We start from the raw sequence: 17,625 nt of genomic DNA, 5'->3' as shown, positions 1-17,625 counted from the left end.
TAATCTTAAGATTTATCTGCATTATGCGGTGCAGTCAAACGTTTGATTTCTATTGTAACAAGAATGTGGGATTTGTAATATCTCCATAATCTCTATCTTGGGTCAAATATTAGTTTAAGTTATAAAACCTACACAAAAAATGAACAAAGCATTATCGATTTTTATTGGAGTATTAATCAGTACGGGTGCATTTGCGCAAGGTGATCCTAATATGGGTATCATCCCTGCACCGGTGGCCATTACCAGGGCCAACGGAAACTTCGTATTAGATAAAACCACAGTTTTAGTCAATCAAAGCATCGACGGCGCAAAGATGGCTGATTTATTAAATGCTTTTATCGTTACCAAGGCAGGTTTTGCCTTAAGGGAAACTAAAATTCCTCAACCTAACCAAAAGGCTGTCATTTTAACATCTGTTGGAGCAGATCAATTACCTGCTGAAGGTTATACCATTAAAGTTACACCGAAACAAATTGTTTTAACAGGAAAAGGTGCAGGTCTGTTTTATGCCGTACAATCGGCTATGCAAATGATACCAGATAAAGTTGCTGATAAAATTACCATCCCCGCCGTTAATATTAACGATTACCCACGTTTTGCCTACCGTGGAACGATGTTGGATGTAAGCCGTCATTTCTTCCCGATTTCTTTTATCAAAAAGTACATCGATCAATTGGCTTACTATAAAATCAATACTTTCCACTGGCATTTAACTGATGATCAGGGCTGGAGACTGGAAATAAAAAAATACCCTAAACTTACCGAGATCGGTTCTTCCCGTAACGGTACTATAATAGGTAATTACCCGGGTAATGGCAATTACCTAACACCTGTTAAAGGTTATTATACCCAGGAAGAAGCTAAAGAAATTGTAAGATATGCTGCAGAGAAATACATTACGGTAATTCCGGAAATTGAATTGCCAGGTCATGCTTCTGCTGCAATTGCTGCTTATCCTGAATTAAGCTGTTTTCCTGACCGGGATACTTTTATCAGCGATAAAACACCGTGGGCCGGCAGCAGAAAAGGAAAGCAGGTACAGCAAACCTGGGGTGTTTTTGATGACATTTTTGTACCCTCGGAAAACACTTTTACTTTCCTGAACAATATTCTGGATGAGGTAATTGCCATTTTCCCTTCTAAATATATCCATATCGGAGGTGATGAAGCACCTAAAACCTATTGGAAAGAATCGCCGTTTTGCCAGGCTTTAATGAAAGAAAAAGGTTTGAAAGATGAGCATGAATTACAAAGCTATTTTATCCAGACGATAGAAAAACATGTAAACGGAAAAGGACGCTCGATTATTGGTTGGGATGAGATTTTAGAAGGTGGTTTGGCGCCAAATGCAACAGTAATGAGCTGGAGGGGAGAAGACGGCGGAATTGCAGCTGCACAGCAAAAACACGATGTAATTATGACCCCAGGATCGATGGGATTATATATTGATCATAAACAATCTAATTCTCCTGATGAGCCGGTTACCATCGGTGGCTTTGCACCTTATCAAAAAATATATGCTTACGATCCGATTCCGAAAGTTTTAACTGCTGATGAGCGAAAGTATATCAAAGGTGTACAGGCCAATATGTGGACAGAGTATATTAAAACCCCTGAGAAAGCAGAAAATCATGCTTTCCCCAGGATATTAGCTTTATCGGAGATTGCCTGGTCGCCGGTTGAACGTAAAGATTTAAAGAACTTCTCTGAGCAGCGTTTACCGGTACATTTGGCGCGTTTAGATAAAATGGGGATTAATTTTTGGGTACCTACGCCAATCGGACAAAGTGATAAAACTTTAACAGGTGGCGATTTTACCATCGATTTAAAAGCACCTGTTGCAGGAGCTAAAATTTATTATTCGATTGATTTATCCCGCCCATCCGAAAATGCATTTTTGTATACATCACCAATTAAAATTACCGTTCCGCAAGGTGAGAAAAGGGTATTAAAAACCATCGTAATTGCCCCAAGTGGTAGAAGAAGTGTAGTTACCGAAACGGTTTTAAATAACGGAGCACCAGAAGCTAAAACCGAAGCAAAGAAATAAAAAGGTATTGCTTTGATAGGCTAAAATACTTAATTTGGGGCAACCAAAATGAACCCGAATAGAATGAAACTACAGAAATTTACATGGCAGCATCTCTTATTTATAACAGGGATGCTGTTTTGTTTTGCATGTACAGAAGAAAAACCAAAAGAAATTAAAACTGAAACTGTAAAAGTGCAGAAAAATCCTTTCCGTTTTTATAAAGATATAGAAGTGAAACCCGGATTAAATTTCGAAATTGTAAGTTGGGGAAAAGGGGTGGATTCGATAGGTGGATACCAGATTTTAATGTCCGATTCAATCCGCAATAATTACAGATCTGCTGCGGTAGAACGCAAGGGAATCATCACAGATGCCTGGAATATGGACTTGGATAATGATGGAAACCCTGAATTATACATTCAGTTGCTGAGCAAAAAAAATGTTTCTGATCTCAATGTTTTTGAATACGCAGGTGGCGATTTTAAGAAAATTGGTTTCCCTTCTTTAAGTAATAATCAAAAGAAAGGTTATACTGGCAACGATAATTTTTTTATTAAAAACGGAGACCTGTTTCGATCTTTCCCGGTAAAGGATAGTACAGATAGCACAAAAACGGTTACCAAAACCTATCAGTATAAATTAAGCGGAAATAGTTTTTCTACCAGTGAGGTGAAGTAGGGTAGAAGGCGGAAGGCGCTTGGCGTGATGCGTATGGCGGTGGCAAATTCTAACCTGTTAATCGTCCTTTAGATCCGATAGCTATCGGATGAAGCTCACAGATTTTTCATCGGTAGCGTAATGGAGAAATCTTTTAAATTTGATTTCATTAACTTGTTACAAAGATCTCTCCACTTCGCTTTGCTGCGGTCGAGATGACGACTATTCTATTGGAGTCTGTCAATTGTAGTGTAGTCGAAGGATCTTTCATGCTATTAACCATATATTAAAAATGAACAACCCAAAATTTTCAATTATAGATCGTATTAAGAGCTTTAAATATGCCTTTAATGGCTTGAAGCTTTTTTTTGTTAATGATTATAATGGCAGGGTTCATCTGTTTGCAGCAATAATTGCCATTGGTTTATCTTTCTACTTAAAAATCTCCATCCTGGAGTGGATTGCCATTCTATCCGTTATTTCAGCAGTTTTTGTAGCCGAAATTTTAAACTCTGCTATCGAAAAACTGGCAGATGTGGTTTCTCCAGATTACCATCCAAAAATTAAAGTGGTAAAAGATTTGGCTGCTGCAGCGGTTTTGGTGGCTGCGTTTCTTGCGGTAGCTATAGGCCTTCTTGTCTTTATTCCGAAACTATTTTTGTAGCTCAGCCATAGCAGTCCTTGATTCTTCAATCTTCTCCTGGATAATGTCATCCCATCGGGCCTGCATTTTATGGTTGCTACCATGCTCGGTTTCTTCATCATAGTTGCGTTGCATGGTATCAAAATAATTGCTGATCTGATTGGCGAGTTCAGATATTTGAGCCTTATAGTTGTTTACAGAATAGTTTCTGTTTTTCAATACCCTTTCGGCTTCTAAAAGTAAAACATATTGAATATTAGCGTGCCCTTGTTCGTGGTGTAAAAGACTGGCCCTGATTTCGGGATCTTTAATCTTATCCCATTTTACCCACGATCTGTTTTTATCTATACTTACATCATTTTGAAGTTTAATGGCAACACGGTTACGGTAAACAGTGCTCTCATAACTGTATTTCCATGTCATGGCTGTTAAAGCGAAAAACGGTGAACGCATATCAGCTTTGCCTTTAAAGTGAGTTTCCCAATCCAGTTGTACCGGTTGAGAAAAATCCTGCTTAAAAGCAAAGGTGCAGGGTAATGCCAGCAAAAATAAAAATGCAATCAATATTTTTTTCACTTGTATAATTTTAGTTCCAACGGTGTTGAACCAATCATGATTTACCGCATTCTATTGCCAAAAGGGGGGTAAATCATAATGTTTTCATGTGTTGTTTTTTACAATGAAAAAACCGTGCCTAAAATTATTCGGGGGTAGAAATCTGTCCGCTAATGCGCTCAAATTTCTCGATCAATAAAGCTATTCGTTCTTTTTCCCTGTTGATTACCGCTTTCCTTAAAATAGTTGAGCAAAATAATATCCATAGTGCAGTTAAGCCAACAGCTAAAACTTTTTGAACGACTGTAAAGTGCGCAAGAATTTCTACAAAGTAAAATATGAGACCCAATGAAAGTGCAATCATATAAAACCAATATAAAGTGTTATAAAGTTTATAACGGTTTAACTGATAGGTTTTTAAGTTGTTTAAGTATTCGTTGGGGTGAGCTGTGAAGTCTGTTTTTGAAATTAACCTGTAATCGCGGTACAAAATTAAGGTATAAACACCAATAGCAATAATGGTAATGCTGATTCCTACGTGTGTAGTCCACGATTCGAAGTGAAAAAATACCCATAATGCGGCAATGGCAATAAAGGATGCCAGCATTCCAAAAATATTTAAAGCAGATTTCAGCTTTAATCCATTTACTTCTTTCTTCGCTTGTTGCAGCATCTCATCAGCAGAAACTTTAACTTCTACCTCGTGCTTTTGCCACAACTCCTGTATTTGATCAAACGCTTGCATACTGGTTATATAGTTCTGTTAATTTTTGTTTAATTCGGTGAATTTTTACCCTTAAATTGCCTTCGCTTATCCCTGATATATCTGCAATTTCGTGGTATGGCAACTCATCGAGTACCATCGTAATAATCAAACGGTCATTCTCTTCAAGCTTCGATATACACTTGTAAAGCAGGGCAACCTGTTCATTTTTCTCTGAAAATTCTTCTATCTTATTTTCAATGATATTATCTGTTAATTCATCTTTTGCCTGTCTTTTTTCAGATCTCAAATAGGTTAGACAGGTATTTACGGCAATTCTGTAAATCCATGTAGATATTAAAGATTTATTCCTGAATTTATCCAGGTTTTGCCAGACCTTTAAAAAAGTCTCTTGTAAAAGATCGTTTGCGGCGTCAGTGTCACCACTATAACCATAACATAAATGGAATATTTTTTTGGAATTCGAATCAAAGATCTCTTTAAATAACTTGTCTTTTTGTTCCATTTAGGGGTTTATAGTTGCGTTTTAGATGTTGATGTGCGTTTTTTGTTACAGCAGAAATCAAAAATAGCATATTTTTAATGTCATTGAGTTAAAAGTTTTAACAATAGATGTGTACAGCTAAACACAGATTTTCATATCTGTCTGCATCCTTTCTATCCATAGTTAAATTTTTTCCGCTTTGTCGGGTGGCTTAACTCAACAACATTAATATGTTTTTTAATGTCACCCATTATCAAAATTTGTTACACGCCGTAAATATCGTAGTTTTACCAAATTAAGTTGGCACAAACTTTTTATATTCATGAAGAAAAACAAACTCACGCTTTTCATTTTCTTAGCACTGATAGCTGGAATTATACTCGGCTATATCCTAAACGTCAATTCAATTGATGTTTACAACCAGAAGATCCTTAATGCCGATGCGAAAGTTAAAAGTATAGAGGTTAGTATTGCTAAAACTACTGATACAACCAGCCTAGGTTATACACAGCTTAAGGCTGAGCGAAAAGCAAATGCCAAAATCAAAAAAGAGAACGAAGACATCAGGGAGAAAAAACTAGAATATTTTACCCTGCTGAGCGATATTTTTCTTCGGCTGATTAAGATGATTGTTGCGCCATTGGTGTTTACAACCTTAGTGGTCGGCGTAGCCAAAGTAGGTGATATTAAAGCTGTAGGCAGAATTGGAGGCAAAACATTAGGCTGGTTCCTGGCCATGTCGCTGATGTCGCTGATATTGGGTATGATTCTGGTAAATTTATTTGAGCCGGGAAGACATATGAAATTATCATTGCCAGATCAATTGGTGAATACGGGTATCCAGAAAGCAGCAATGAGCGTGAAAGATTTCATTGCACACGTTTTTCCAAAAAGTATTGCCGAATCAATGGCGACCAACGAAATTTTGCAGATTGTTGTATTTTCACTATTCTTTGGTGTAGCCACAGCTGCCATTGGCGATTTAGGACAGGTTGTGATTAAAGCATTCGATGCTATTGCCCATGTAATCTTAAAAATGACCGGTTATGTAATGAACTTTGCTCCATTGGCTGTTTTCGGAGCTATGACTGCTATAGTGGCTAAACAAGGCTTAAATGTATTGAATACCTATGCCATATTTATAGGCGAATTCTATCTGGGTTTAGGCATACTTTGGGCAGTTTTAATTTTCTTAGGATTTTTAGTACTGAAGAAACGTATTTTCCGTTTGGTAAACGATATGAAAGAGCCTGCACTCCTGGCCTTCAGTACAGCAAGCAGTGAAGCAGCTTATCCTAAAACCATGATGCTTTTAGAGCGTTTTGGCTGTAAAGATAAAATTGTAAGTTTCGTTCTTCCATTGGGTTATTCGTTCAATTTAGATGGATCGATGATGTACATGACCTTTGCTTCGCTGTTTATTGCGCAGGCTTATGGTATTCATTTAGGTTTTGAGCAGCAAATTTCGATGTTGTTAATCCTGATGTTAACCAGTAAAGGTATTGCTGGTGTGCCAAGAGCATCGTTGGTGGTTATTGCCGGTACTATTGCCAGTTTCAATATTCCCGAGGCAGGTTTAGCCTTATTAATCGGTATCGATCCTTTGCTGGATATGGGCCGTTCGGCAACCAATGTGGTGGGTAATAGTATTGCAACCGCTGTGGTAAGTAAGTGGGAAGGGGAGCTTAAGGAGTCCGAAGTATAAAGTCTTCAGTCCTGAGTCTTATTAACGCTCTTTAATTCAATCATTCAAAATTCATTCATTCAATAAATAATACAAAAAGTGTCAAGCAGAGGAAAAAAAATATTTTTAGCCATTACCATCATCGTGCCGATGATCATTTATTGTTACATCTATTACAAACCAATCATTCAGAATGCCCCCTTTAGAAAAAATGATTTTGTATCAATGGAATACAAATGGGGTGTAAAAGATAGCTTAGAAAATAGTTACAATTCTGCAACTGGCGAGTACCAGTATGTTACCAGTGCAGATTCTATCGTTCGCAAGAAAGTTTTTTTAAAAAGCGATGATATCCTATATATGCATGGTAAAGCCAACGAAATCGGACTTTGGAATTTTCCGGATACCATTGGAAAAAAAAGTGCAAAATCAATGGCCGTACCACGCTACGACCTGCTTTTCAAATACAAAGAAAAATCTAAACATGTTGTAATCTACGGTGATTTCGACGGTAATCCTAAATTACTGGATGCCGCGGTAGAAATGAGAAAAGTGATCATTGAAACCTTAAATCAGGCAGAGAGAAGAAGCGGAAAATAAGTGAGTTTGGAGTGAAGAGTTTCGCGTTTGGAGTCAATCAATCGGTTCCCCTCGATTTGTCACCCTGAGCGGAGTCGAAGGGTGTTGTAGTTTGGAACGGAGTCGGAAGTCGAGGAAGGAAATTACAATACATAAGGTCGTCATTTCGAGCGGAGCGCAGCGCAGTCGAGAACCACAGAGTGCTCAGCGAAGCTAAATCTATCCAGATAAATCTCTCTATTTCACTACGTTCCATTCGATAGCTATCGGATCGAGAGGACGACCTTTCTATTGACTGGCAATGTTAATGGTGTTGAAAGTTACTTAGGTGGAGTTTGGAGCCGGGCATTTAGAGTCGATTAACCGATTTGAACAATTACCAGTTAATTATTGACTAATGATCTAATAGCCAATAAACTAGTAAACAATAAAAGACTTTAATAAAGTGCTAAATGTTAGCCTTTTATTAAAGTTTTTTTCTTTTGGGATGTTTTCGTATATTTACGATATATTCGTAATAATGGAAAAGTTAACATTACAGGAAGAAGAAGCGATGCTGGCTGTTTGGCAGATTGGAAAAGGTTTTATCAAAGATTTTATGGATGTGCTGCCCGAGCCGAAACCACCATACACTACACTGGCCTCAACGGTTAAAAATCTGGAACGTAAAGGCTTTCTGGTAAGTGAGCGTTTTGCCAATGCCAACCGCTACAGTGCAAAGGTTAAAGAAGTAGAATACAAAAAGCGCTTTATGAGCGGTTTTGTTAATAATTACTTTCAAAGTTCCTATAAAGAATTGGTTGCCTTTTTCGCTAAGGATAAGAAGATCAGTGCCGAAGAACTTAAAGAGATTATAAATTTAATCGAGAACCCTGAAAAGTAAAAGGCCATGCCACATTTCTTTCTCATTTTATTAAAAATTAACCTGGTACTGCTCTTATTTTCGGCCAGTTACTACGTGGTATTGCGAAAGTTAACTTTCTATTCCATCAACAGGGTATTTCTGCTGTTTGGGATCATTTTTTCTTCGGCTTACCCGTTTATTAACCTCACCGAATTTTTTGCTGATCAGAAAGCTATACCTGCCTTTGTGCCTCAATTCAATCAACAAGTTAGTCAATTGGTACAACAGGATGCCGTTTCGATATTTTGGCAAGCATTAACCATATTCTTTTATGCTGGTGTTGTATTAATGGGCATGAGGTTACTGATACAGTTTGTTTCACTTTACAGGATGCATAAAAAATCTTCGCCAGATCAGTTAAACGATTATAAAGTGCGGATTTTAAATGATGAAGTAAGCCCATTTAGCTTTTGGCAGACTATCTATATCAATCCGCGTTTGCATAAAAAACAAGATTTAAGCAATATCCTCGAGCATGAACGCGTACATGTAGAAGAATGGCATACTTTAGATATTATTCTGGCTGAAATCTGCGTGGTTTTTTATTGGTTTAATCCAGGCGTTTGGTTAATGAAAAAAGCGGTAAGGGAAAATATTGAGTTTATTACGGATGCCAAGATCTTAAAAAAAGGAATCGATAAAAAAGCCTATCAATATAGTTTGTTGGATGTAGGTGCTTTACAACCATCAGTAGCTATTGTGAATAATTTTAACCTGTCTGATCTTAAGAAACGGATTAAAATGATGAATGCCAAACGTTCATCGAAAGTGAATTTAACACGGTATTTATTTGTACTGCCGGTATTGCTCTGCGTCACACTCGCTTTTACTATCGATAAAAAGGATGTAAAGAAAAGTTTAGCACCTTTAACCAACATGGTGAATGATGTTTTGCCTAAAAAGGTGACTGAGTTACAGCCAAAATCAAAAACAGTTTTAAAACCAAAAGCAAAAAAGAAAATCCTGATTAATACGCTCAAAGAACCTGCTACGGTTAATAAAATGACTTTCATTATCAAAAGCATTACCAATGGGGTAGATTCTTCGCGGAGATCGGTTGAGGATATGTTAAAGGGCTTAGGCAAGAAAGTGAAGATCATGAGCTTTAAAACGGACGGTGATTTTAAAGGCAAAACTTTTGTACAGCACTTTAGCTTTACAGATACGGTAAAATCGGATCATAAAAATATCGATGTAAAAGTTTTAACTAAAAATGGTGGAGATCTGGAAGAACTGCCTATGCCCAGGAAAAAGGGAGTTGGATTTATGTATTTCATAAAATCAACCACCACTAACTCTAATGCAAAGGATGGAAGTCAACATCAAAATGCTAATGGAATAATGGTTGCAGAAACCACCTCTTATTTCCTGAATGGAAATAAGATCACAAAAGAAGAACTTGATAAGCTGAACCTCAATAAAGTTTCTGATATGAAAATTGATAGAAATAATCAGGCTATCCAGATTACTACAAAACCCTAATTTCGCACAACTGTCGTCGAAGGTAGCGTAGAGAAATCTACTGTAGATCTCTTCGTTCCAGGAGATGATGATTAGCCGATTTGAATTTAGTAAGATCGTCATTTCGACCGCAGTGGAGAAATCTTTGGGCTTGGTTTAAAGAATCTTTAAAAGATTTCTCCATTCCACTGCGTTCCAGTCGAGATGACGACCTGTGTTCTTAAAAACTAAAAGTCGCTTTCAACATCGCCACTCTTCCCGGAATATAATAGGTTCCGGTGGTAAGAGAATTGGCTGAAAGGTAAACCGCATCAAAACTTTTGATATTCGCCAGGTTGGTGATGCCAAATTCAAAATCTGTTTTCATTTTCAGATATTTGTATTTGAGATTCATATCCGCAAAAAGATATTTTAAATTGGGTTGTGTAGATTGATGTGTAAATAAATGTTCGGCCGATAAGTTTATATATACATTTCTAAAAGTGGTAATAGCCAGGGTAGACTGCTGCCTGAGCTGCTGAAAATTCGTTTTGATGGCGTCGGCCACTTTAGCTTTATTATCGGTAACCGAAAAATTTGCCAGGTAAGACCAATTAATAAAGTTGGTGAGTTTTGCTTCTATTCCTAGTTTGTAAGAAATAGTTTGTGCATTAAATGCAAAAAGTTCGTTGTTCTGCAACTGATCATATTGGCTGTGCGAAAAACTAATACCTCCACTTACTGTGCTTTTCAGCGCAAAAAGGTATTTGCTGGCGTTTGCATTAAAAAATAGGGTACGGATATGATTGCTTAATGGCAATACCACCCTTTGCTGGATGTTATTACTTAAACTGTATGAAGAAATGGTGTTCAGTTCGGCATCATTGTAATTGGCGGTCAAATTTATAAATAACATCTGCATGGCTTTTCTGAAATTAAACCCTGCACCAACATTATGGGTTTTCGATTCCGAAATGGGGGTATTATTGGCAAAAAGAGAGCGGTAGTTTTTTAATACTGTGCCCCGGTAAACATCATCTATTCCTCCTAAATCGTTCCGGAAATTATAATTTGCTGTCACATAATTTTCAACGCTGGTTTGGTACTTTATATTCAGAGAAGGGTTTAGAAACAATTTATTCAGACTCTTGTCCAACTGATTGATGTCATCACTGTATTTAATCAGGTTATAACTTAAAGGCAAGCTCAATCCAGCCTTTAATTTATCGTTGGTAAATTCGTATGTGGCATCGGTATATATCTTGGTTTTTAGCCAATCAAGGTCATTTACGGTATTGCCAGATACAAGTTCGGTCTGCTGATTATTTTGTGTGCGGTAAAGTTCCGAATTGAGCTTTTGTTGCTGCACATTAAAACCTGCCTTATACGTTTGAACGAAATGATTGTTTACAAAAGCAAAAGAAGCATAGTTATTAGTGTACCAGGTTGGTATTTTGATATACTGGCTTAAACCAAGATAACTGTTCCCATTGTTTAAAATATCAGCATTAAGTCCGGGGTTTATGTTTAAGTTTTCAGGTTGTGTAGTACGGTTTAAATAGGAGTACAGGTTAATTACATCTTCTGACTTTAACTTTTTACGGTAATTGAACTCGTTTGAAATATCGAGTGTTTCCTGCCGCAATACCTGATTGGCCGCTACATTATTGATTACAAAAGCCGAAGATGTTTTAAAAGGCGCATAATCGAGTACAAAATTATTGTTCAGATAGTATTTTTCTGCATTTCCGTTCAGGTTAAATTGTGCCCTTAATTTTTGTGGATTAATGGCATTGTTCTGCGATTCTGAATATCGGATAGTTTGATTGGGGAGATAAGTTTCCGAAAATTTGCTGTACTCCTGATGCCGCTGATCATACAAATATGAAATATTGGCCCTTAACTGAAGATCGGGATTGAACTTGTACAGATTGTTTAAGTTAAGTAATCCTGCCTTATTAAAAAGGTACCTGCTTTGTGGCAAGGAGGGCACTCCCGCGGCTCCGGTAGAAAGCAGGCCGCCTGGTCTGTCATTATCTAGCTTTTTTAAGTAATCAGCCAGGTTGTGCGAGGTAAGGTCAATATCCGGATCGCTGCCGATGTTGTTTCCTTTGATGTTATTGATAAATTTGAGTTTTTTATTAAAAAGCATGGCCGTAAGGTTTTCATCAAAGCGTTTAGGGATGCCGGCGCCAACGGTAGCATCGCCCATTACTTTAAGCTTGGCTTCATCTTTAATCACCAGGTTTAAGGCAACATCATCGCTCATGTTATTTTTACGCATCATTTTAATGGGTTGATCGTTTTGAATCACCTGTACCTTATCAACTGCGCCATGAGGAATACTTTTGGTGCCAATATTGTATTTATCGTCTAATAAATTATCGCCATCTACATAGAGGTTCGAAATCGATTTACCGTTGTAGCTGATTTTGCCATCTTCAGCAACTTCGATTCCCGGCATTTTCTTGAGCACATCACCAATACTTCTGTCTTGTTTATCGGCAAAGTCAGATGGCCTGTAATTTAAGGTATCACCATTTGCCGTTAAGGATGGACGGTTTTTTACCGTCACGGTTTCAAGTGCTGTTTCACTGTTTTGCATAATTAGTTCGTAACTTTTGGTTACATCCGTTATAACCGTGCTCAGTTTTTTATAACCAATGCTCGAGGCTTCAATTTTGTAGCCCGTAATCTGGTCGTTTTTTAAAGGGATATTAAATTCTCCATTCCGGTTGGTTCGCGTAAAGTTTATGATATTCCCTTCAGGATCTTTTAGGCTTACATTAACCAGTTCAATCGCTTTTCCATAGCTATCCTTAACCAAACCTTTGATTGGCTTTTGTGCCAGAGCCGAAAAAGCTGTGAGCAAAAACGTCAGCATTATTACATAGCTTCTCATTTCTTCCCTGGAATTTCGATTGGGTTGTTGATCTCTGGTTTACCGACAGCTGTACCTCCAGTCGGGCGTGGAGCAGGATTAGCCTTAAAAGAACCTTGCATGCCACTTGCGGCCATTTGGGTCTGCATAAAACCTTGAGGGTCTTTATCTCTTGCGGCTTTAAGTTTGTCCAGCTCCTTGCGGGTAGTTTTTATGGCATCCACAGGTAATTTAATCTCTGATCCCAGATATGCGGTACTTATATCTATCCCCACCATTTTTACCACACCTGTGCCATTGGGCGTTACAATTTTGCCATCTTCACCTGAGTTTGTTTGGTTGGCATCGTCTTTTACGTTTTCAAGACCAGCGAAGGTAAATTTTACTTCTTTTTTCTCATCATAAGCCTCTATAATCAAACCTGGCAACCCGTTTAATTTCCACGGACCGCTTTGAAAAGGTATTTCTGTGGCAAACCAGGCAACCCATTTTCTACCTTTAAAGGTTGCTGTTGCTTTCTGGCAGGCTATCCCTGAAAAACTCATGGTGTCTTTTAAAATTTTCCAGTCAATTTGTGGAGCAGTTTCTTCAATCAGGTAATTATTAAATAAGCGCTCTTTGGTAATCATTTTATGCTCATTTGCAAAAAAGAAATAATCTTCCTGTGTTAATGGAACTTTCATTTCGCTTTTCACCTCGATTTTGATATTGGAGTTGCCTGCTTGATTTTTCATTTGTTCCTGAATCTGCTTCTGGGTATTTAACGCTTGGTTAAGCTTATCATAACTGGTGTATACAGAAGCATTTTTTCCGGTTACAAGCAGCATATTTTCAGTGTGTGGTTTATCCCTTTGGGTAGTATCACTTATGTGGATAAAAGTGTATCTTATTCTTGCCATGGCTTTATCAGGGTTTTGGGCTTTTACTGAAAAGCTTAGTACTGTTGCTAAACAGATAATTAAGATTGGTTTCATGGGTTTGGGTTTTAAGTTGTTTATTTAATTTTCGTAAATCTACGAATTATTCGTAGATTAAAAAGTGTTTTAACATTTTTTAACGAAGGAAAATAAATAGGATCTTTAGCTGCAGAGGCACAGATTAACACGGAGAATTATTCGTATTATCTTAAGCGGAAAGAATAATTTGTCATTCTGAATGTAATGAAGAATCTCTCTGGGCTGAACTTAGGTTCTACGTCTATTAAGTAAAGATTCTTCACTGCGTTCAGAATGACAGTTAACTTTGAAGGAATACTATCAGTAAAATGTTTGGAAATGAGCGGATGGTGGTTCTTGGTTGGCTTCAGTCCTTTAAGCTTTATCCCGGTGGAAAAAATCGGGATGTTCGCTGCATTAGATAGATAGCTAGCTATCGGATCGGGTTTAGGGACACGGGTTCCGCACGCTGCAACCACAAAAATGAAATGCTGTCGTAGCCAATTAGCCCCGGTTGAAGCGATACCCTACAGCAACGAGTTACGAGGAAGCGAAGCGTATAAGCGTAAAACGGGAAGAAACTCAGTGTTTTGTACTGGCGCTGCGCTCCAATATAATTGCTCGCTACAATAAGCAGTAGGGTGGGCTTAGCCAGGGAATTATTGAAGCATGATTTTCGAAAAATGCAATTAACATAGTCGTCAAATCAATGTTGAAATCCTTAAATCTTCCTAATTCTGATTCTATATGATTTTACTTAAAAATATTTTCGATATCTATTTGTGTGTTAATTGAATTTGTTCTATATTTGCACCTCGTTAAATAAAAATTAAAAAACTAATATTTAAACAATGTACGCAATAGTAAATATAGCAGGGCAGCAATTTAAAGTTGCTAAAGACCAGCACCTTTTTGTACACAGATTACAAGGAGATGAAGGCGCTAGTATTGAATTTGATAATGTATTGTTGGTTGACAACGGTGGTGCAATTACTGTAGGTGCTCCTGCAGTTAAAGGTGCTAAAGTTTCAGCTAAGATCGTATCTCATTTAAAAGGTGATAAAGTAATTATTTTCCACAAAAAACGTAGAAAAGGTTACAAAAAGAAAAATGGTCACCGCCAGTTTTTCACTAAGATTCAGATTTCTGACATCACTCTATAATTAATTGTTAACCCAATAATTCGCTTTTTAGCGAGTTACAAAATATAAAATCATGGCACACAAAAAAGGAGCCGGTAGTTCGAAAAACGGACGTGAATCGCATAGTAAGCGTTTAGGTATTAAAATTTTCGGTGGGCAATTAGCTATCGCTGGAAACATTTTAGTACGTCAACGTGGAACAAAACACCACCCTGATAAAGGTGTTGGTATTGGTAGAGACCACACTTTATTTGCTTTAGTTGATGGTACTGTAATTTTCAGAAAGAAACAAGATAACAAATCTTATGTTTCTATCCTTCCTATCACTGAAGCTGAAATCGAAGCAGCAATAGCGAAAGCACCAGTTGCTAAAAAAGCGGTTGCAAAGAAAGAAGTTGTAGCTGAAGAAGCTGCTCCAGTTAAAAAAGCACCAGCTAAAAAAGCTGCTAAAAAAGACGAAACTACTGAAGAAGCTGCACCTGCAGAATAATTAGTAACGAACTTATAATTAAAAGTTCCGATGCAAATCGGAACTTTTTTTGTTTAGATATGGTTTACTGGTTCATTTGCCATTCGTTCATTGGTCAAATCGGTTATTTCTAAACGGCAAGCACTCAATTTCAGACTGCTTAATTGCCTTTCAACTCCGTTACCATTCCAATAGAATGATCGTCATCTCGACTGTAGCACAGCGAAATGGAGAGATCTATATAGTCAGATTTAGCTTCGCTGAGCACTCTGTGGTTCTCGACTGCGTTGCACTCCGCTCGAAATGACGATAGCTTGAGGAAGCTCTATACTTAAGCTTTTATTTCATTTATATTAATTTTTATATAATAATCCCTCCTCAGGATGACACATCTAAGAAAATCGATCATTAGACTTCGGACTCCGGACCGTCGACTCCGGACTAATGTGTTAAACCCTGTTAAATAACAAAAATTAACATTTGCGACCATTAGATTTGGGCATTGATTTAAAAATTAATCCAAATGAATCTGAAAAAAATATCCTTATTAATTCTATCGCTTATTTCTGGCCGGTTATTGTATGCACAGGAGGTAGAAGAAAATATCCGCATGGTAAAACCATTTAAGGCCGATGGTGTATCGAATGAATGGAACGAACCACTAAATGAATATAACGATGCTACCAAACTAGCCTTCGCTTTGGCCAACGATGACAAAAATTTATATATTATTATAGAATCATTGGATCCTCAGACTACTTTTAGTGTGTTAAGAGGTGGCATTACTTTAAATATTAATACAGCAGGGAAAAAGAAGGACGGGATGAAATTAACTTTTCCGCTGATGGAAAGACCACCAATGCCGAAAGAAGGGGAAGAACATCATGAGCATAATGCTTTATCCCCTGATAAAGAGATGCATGATCAGGCGATGATGAATAAAAGTATTAAGGTTGCAGGATTTAAAAATATTCCTGATGGTGAGTTGCCGGCGATAAATCAAGATGGCATTGAAACGGGGATGAGCATTCATCCAAATAGGGATCTGATTTACGAACTGAGCATTCCATTAGCGCAACTACAGGTTGGCCTGGATCTTAAAAAACCGATTGTTTACAATATTAAAATAAATGAACCTGGTAAATCCAGTTTTAAAAGAGAAGGTACTCCTGAAGGAGGAAACAGAAGTGGTGGAAGATCTGGAGGCAGAGGCGGAATGGGAGGCGGCGGCATGGGCAGAAGTGGTCATGGCGGTATGGGAGGCGGAGGAAAAATGGGTGGTGGTCAGAGACCAACGGTAGGTGGCGAATTAGCTGCTAAATCTGCTGATTTTTGGATTAAATATAAATTGGTGAAAGCTTAAGGAAATATATGAAGTACGTCATCTCGATCCGATAGCTATCGGATGAAGCGCAGCGAAATGGAGAGATCTTTAGATATAGATTTCTCGGCTTCGTTGCTCTTCGCTCGAAATGACGAATACCTTAATGCTCTCTTGCCATTAACTGATCAGTAAGCGTTAAGAGATTTGATTTTCTTTCTTTACTCACACTAATCTGCGCAAATACGGCCAGCGCTTTGCTGAGGTAATTGTTCATGCTTTCTTTAGCGATATCCTGAATATCCAAGGTATCGTAAACCTGGCGCACTGTATCTATCTTTTCCTGGGTGTTAAATTCTTTGGATGCTGTCCAGGTATCTAATGATGCTCTGGTTTCTCCATCGGCAAGCTCGAATGCCTTTAATAGCAGAAATGTTTTTTTGTTGGCTATAATATCACCACCAACCTGTTTTCCGAATTTTTCCGGATCAGCGTAAACGTCTAAAATATCATCCTGTAGCTGAAAAGCAATGCCGATATTTTCGCCAAACTGATAAATTAAGTCTGCATCTTTTTCTGAAGCACCGGCGATAATTGCTCCAAGCTTTAGCGCACCGCCCAAAAGCACCGCAGTTTTTAACCTGATCATATTGATATATTCTTCAATACTCACATCATCACGGCTTTCAAATTCCATATCCAACTGTTGGCCCTCGCAAACTCCCTGAGCTGTAGCATTAAAAGTATCCAACACATCTTTAAGAAAGATCGGATTTACTTTAGCCAGATTTTTATTGGCCTCTACCATCATTACATCGCCACTTAAAATAGCCACGTTAGCGCTCCATTTTTCATGCACGGTAGCCTGGCCTCTGCGCAATGGCGCATTATCCATAATGTCGTCATGAACAAGCGTAAAATTATGAAAAATCTCGATGGCCATCGCTGCGTGAACTGATTCGTTAGCATCTTCGCCAAATAACTCTGTCGCCATTAAAACCAATAATGGCCTTATCCTTTTTCCTCCAAGATTAATGATATAAGTAATCGGATCGTAAAGCTGCTTAGGATGATCCGGAAGCTTTAAATTTTGTATTGCGTTATCTAAAATCTGCTGTAATTGTTCTGTAGTATGCATTGTTTTGTTTGAACATTGTGTTTTCGGGCACAAATGT

16 protein-coding genes are annotated in these 17,625 nt (G+C 37.8%); 10 read left to right on the top strand and 6 right to left on the bottom strand.

The features are described from left to right. The first annotated feature begins 139 nt into the window (after window positions 1–139). The 3 genes from KYH19_RS10450 to KYH19_RS10440 all read left to right on the top strand — a co-directional run bounded on the left by KYH19_RS10450 (window position 140) and on the right by KYH19_RS10440 (window position 3,353). Complete coding sequence (locus KYH19_RS10450) at window positions 140–2,050, top strand: beta-N-acetylhexosaminidase (protein WP_219078653.1); 1,911 nt, start codon at window positions 140–142, stop codon at window positions 2,048–2,050. Between the two features lie 63 nt (window positions 2,051–2,113). Further along, a complete protein-coding gene (locus KYH19_RS10445) occupies window positions 2,114–2,710 on the top strand; it encodes a hypothetical protein (protein ID WP_219078652.1) in 597 nt (198 codons plus the stop codon). A 271-nt stretch (window positions 2,711–2,981) separates the two neighbouring features. Next, on the top strand, window positions 2,982–3,353 hold the full coding sequence (locus KYH19_RS10440; RefSeq protein WP_219078651.1) for a diacylglycerol kinase family protein: 372 nt from the start codon (window positions 2,982–2,984) through the stop codon (window positions 3,351–3,353). Here KYH19_RS10440 and KYH19_RS10435 read toward each other — a convergent pair. From KYH19_RS10435 to KYH19_RS10425, 3 genes are all read right to left on the bottom strand, one after another. Further along, entirely contained in the window at window positions 3,342–3,908 is a 567-nt protein-coding gene (locus KYH19_RS10435) for a DUF922 domain-containing protein (RefSeq protein WP_219078650.1), read from the bottom strand. The genes KYH19_RS10440 and KYH19_RS10435 overlap by 12 nt on opposite strands. A gap of 124 nt (window positions 3,909–4,032) precedes the next feature. Continuing rightward, window positions 4,033–4,632 carry a hypothetical protein gene (locus tag KYH19_RS10430; protein ID WP_219078649.1) on the bottom strand — a complete coding sequence of 200 codons (600 nt, stop codon included), beginning with the start codon at window positions 4,630–4,632 and terminating at the stop codon, window positions 4,033–4,035. Next, window positions 4,619–5,116: an RNA polymerase sigma factor gene (locus tag KYH19_RS10425; RefSeq protein WP_219078648.1), complete on the bottom strand. Its 498-nt coding sequence runs from the start codon at window positions 5,114–5,116 to the stop codon at window positions 4,619–4,621. Before KYH19_RS10425 ends, KYH19_RS10430 begins: the two co-directional genes overlap by 14 nt. A 301-nt stretch (window positions 5,117–5,417) precedes the next feature. Between KYH19_RS10425 and KYH19_RS10420 the strand changes: the two genes are divergently transcribed. The 4 genes from KYH19_RS10420 (at window position 5,418) to KYH19_RS10405 (ending at window position 9,744) form a co-directional block, all read left to right on the top strand. After that, window positions 5,418–6,800 carry a dicarboxylate/amino acid:cation symporter gene (locus KYH19_RS10420; protein WP_219078647.1) on the top strand — a complete coding sequence of 461 codons (1,383 nt, stop codon included), beginning with the start codon at window positions 5,418–5,420 and terminating at the stop codon, window positions 6,798–6,800. A gap of 78 nt (window positions 6,801–6,878) precedes the next feature. Then, a complete protein-coding gene (locus tag KYH19_RS10415; RefSeq protein WP_132396992.1) occupies window positions 6,879–7,379 on the top strand; it encodes a hypothetical protein in 501 nt (166 codons plus the stop codon). A 499-nt stretch (window positions 7,380–7,878) separates the two neighbouring features. Beyond that, complete coding sequence (locus KYH19_RS10410; RefSeq protein ID WP_121284986.1) at window positions 7,879–8,241, top strand: BlaI/MecI/CopY family transcriptional regulator; 363 nt, start codon at window positions 7,879–7,881, stop codon at window positions 8,239–8,241. Window positions 8,242–8,247: 6 nt separating this feature from the next. Continuing rightward, the gene (locus KYH19_RS10405; RefSeq protein WP_219078646.1) at window positions 8,248–9,744 is read left to right on the top strand and encodes a M56 family metallopeptidase; all 1,497 of its coding nucleotides are present in this window, start codon (window positions 8,248–8,250) and stop codon (window positions 9,742–9,744) included. Between the two features lie 199 nt (window positions 9,745–9,943). Here the strand turns inward: KYH19_RS10405 and KYH19_RS10400 are convergent, their stop codons facing one another. Beyond that, on the bottom strand, window positions 9,944–12,586 hold the full coding sequence (locus KYH19_RS10400; protein ID WP_219078645.1) for a TonB-dependent receptor: 2,643 nt from the start codon (window positions 12,584–12,586) through the stop codon (window positions 9,944–9,946). Between the two features lie 14 nt (window positions 12,587–12,600). Further along, window positions 12,601–13,557: a GLPGLI family protein gene (locus KYH19_RS10395; RefSeq protein WP_219078644.1), complete on the bottom strand. Its 957-nt coding sequence runs from the start codon at window positions 13,555–13,557 to the stop codon at window positions 12,601–12,603. 812 nt (window positions 13,558–14,369) lie between these two features. On the opposite strand from KYH19_RS10395, the gene rplU reads away from it, so the two are divergent. From rplU to KYH19_RS10380, 3 genes are all read left to right on the top strand, one after another. Further along, a complete protein-coding gene (gene rplU, locus KYH19_RS10390) occupies window positions 14,370–14,681 on the top strand; it encodes a 50S ribosomal protein L21 (RefSeq protein ID WP_025146774.1) in 312 nt (103 codons plus the stop codon). Window positions 14,682–14,733: 52 nt separating this feature from the next. Continuing rightward, window positions 14,734–15,150, top strand: coding sequence for a 50S ribosomal protein L27 (gene rpmA, locus KYH19_RS10385; protein WP_121284982.1), 417 nt, complete (start codon window positions 14,734–14,736; stop codon window positions 15,148–15,150). Between the two features lie 502 nt (window positions 15,151–15,652). Then, a complete protein-coding gene (locus KYH19_RS10380) occupies window positions 15,653–16,492 on the top strand; it encodes a hypothetical protein (RefSeq protein WP_219078643.1) in 840 nt (279 codons plus the stop codon). 121 nt (window positions 16,493–16,613) lie between these two features. On the opposite strand, the gene KYH19_RS10375 is transcribed toward KYH19_RS10380, so the two are convergent. Beyond that, complete coding sequence (locus KYH19_RS10375; protein WP_219078642.1) at window positions 16,614–17,588, bottom strand: polyprenyl synthetase family protein; 975 nt, start codon at window positions 17,586–17,588, stop codon at window positions 16,614–16,616. Window positions 17,589–17,625 lie beyond the last annotated feature (37 nt).

Source organism: Pedobacter sp. D749 (genome assembly GCF_019317285.1).
GTDB lineage: Bacteria > Bacteroidota > Bacteroidia > Sphingobacteriales > Sphingobacteriaceae > Pedobacter.
Note: the sequence above shows the minus strand (reverse complement) of the source record. Positions and strands in the feature narration are given on the sequence as shown.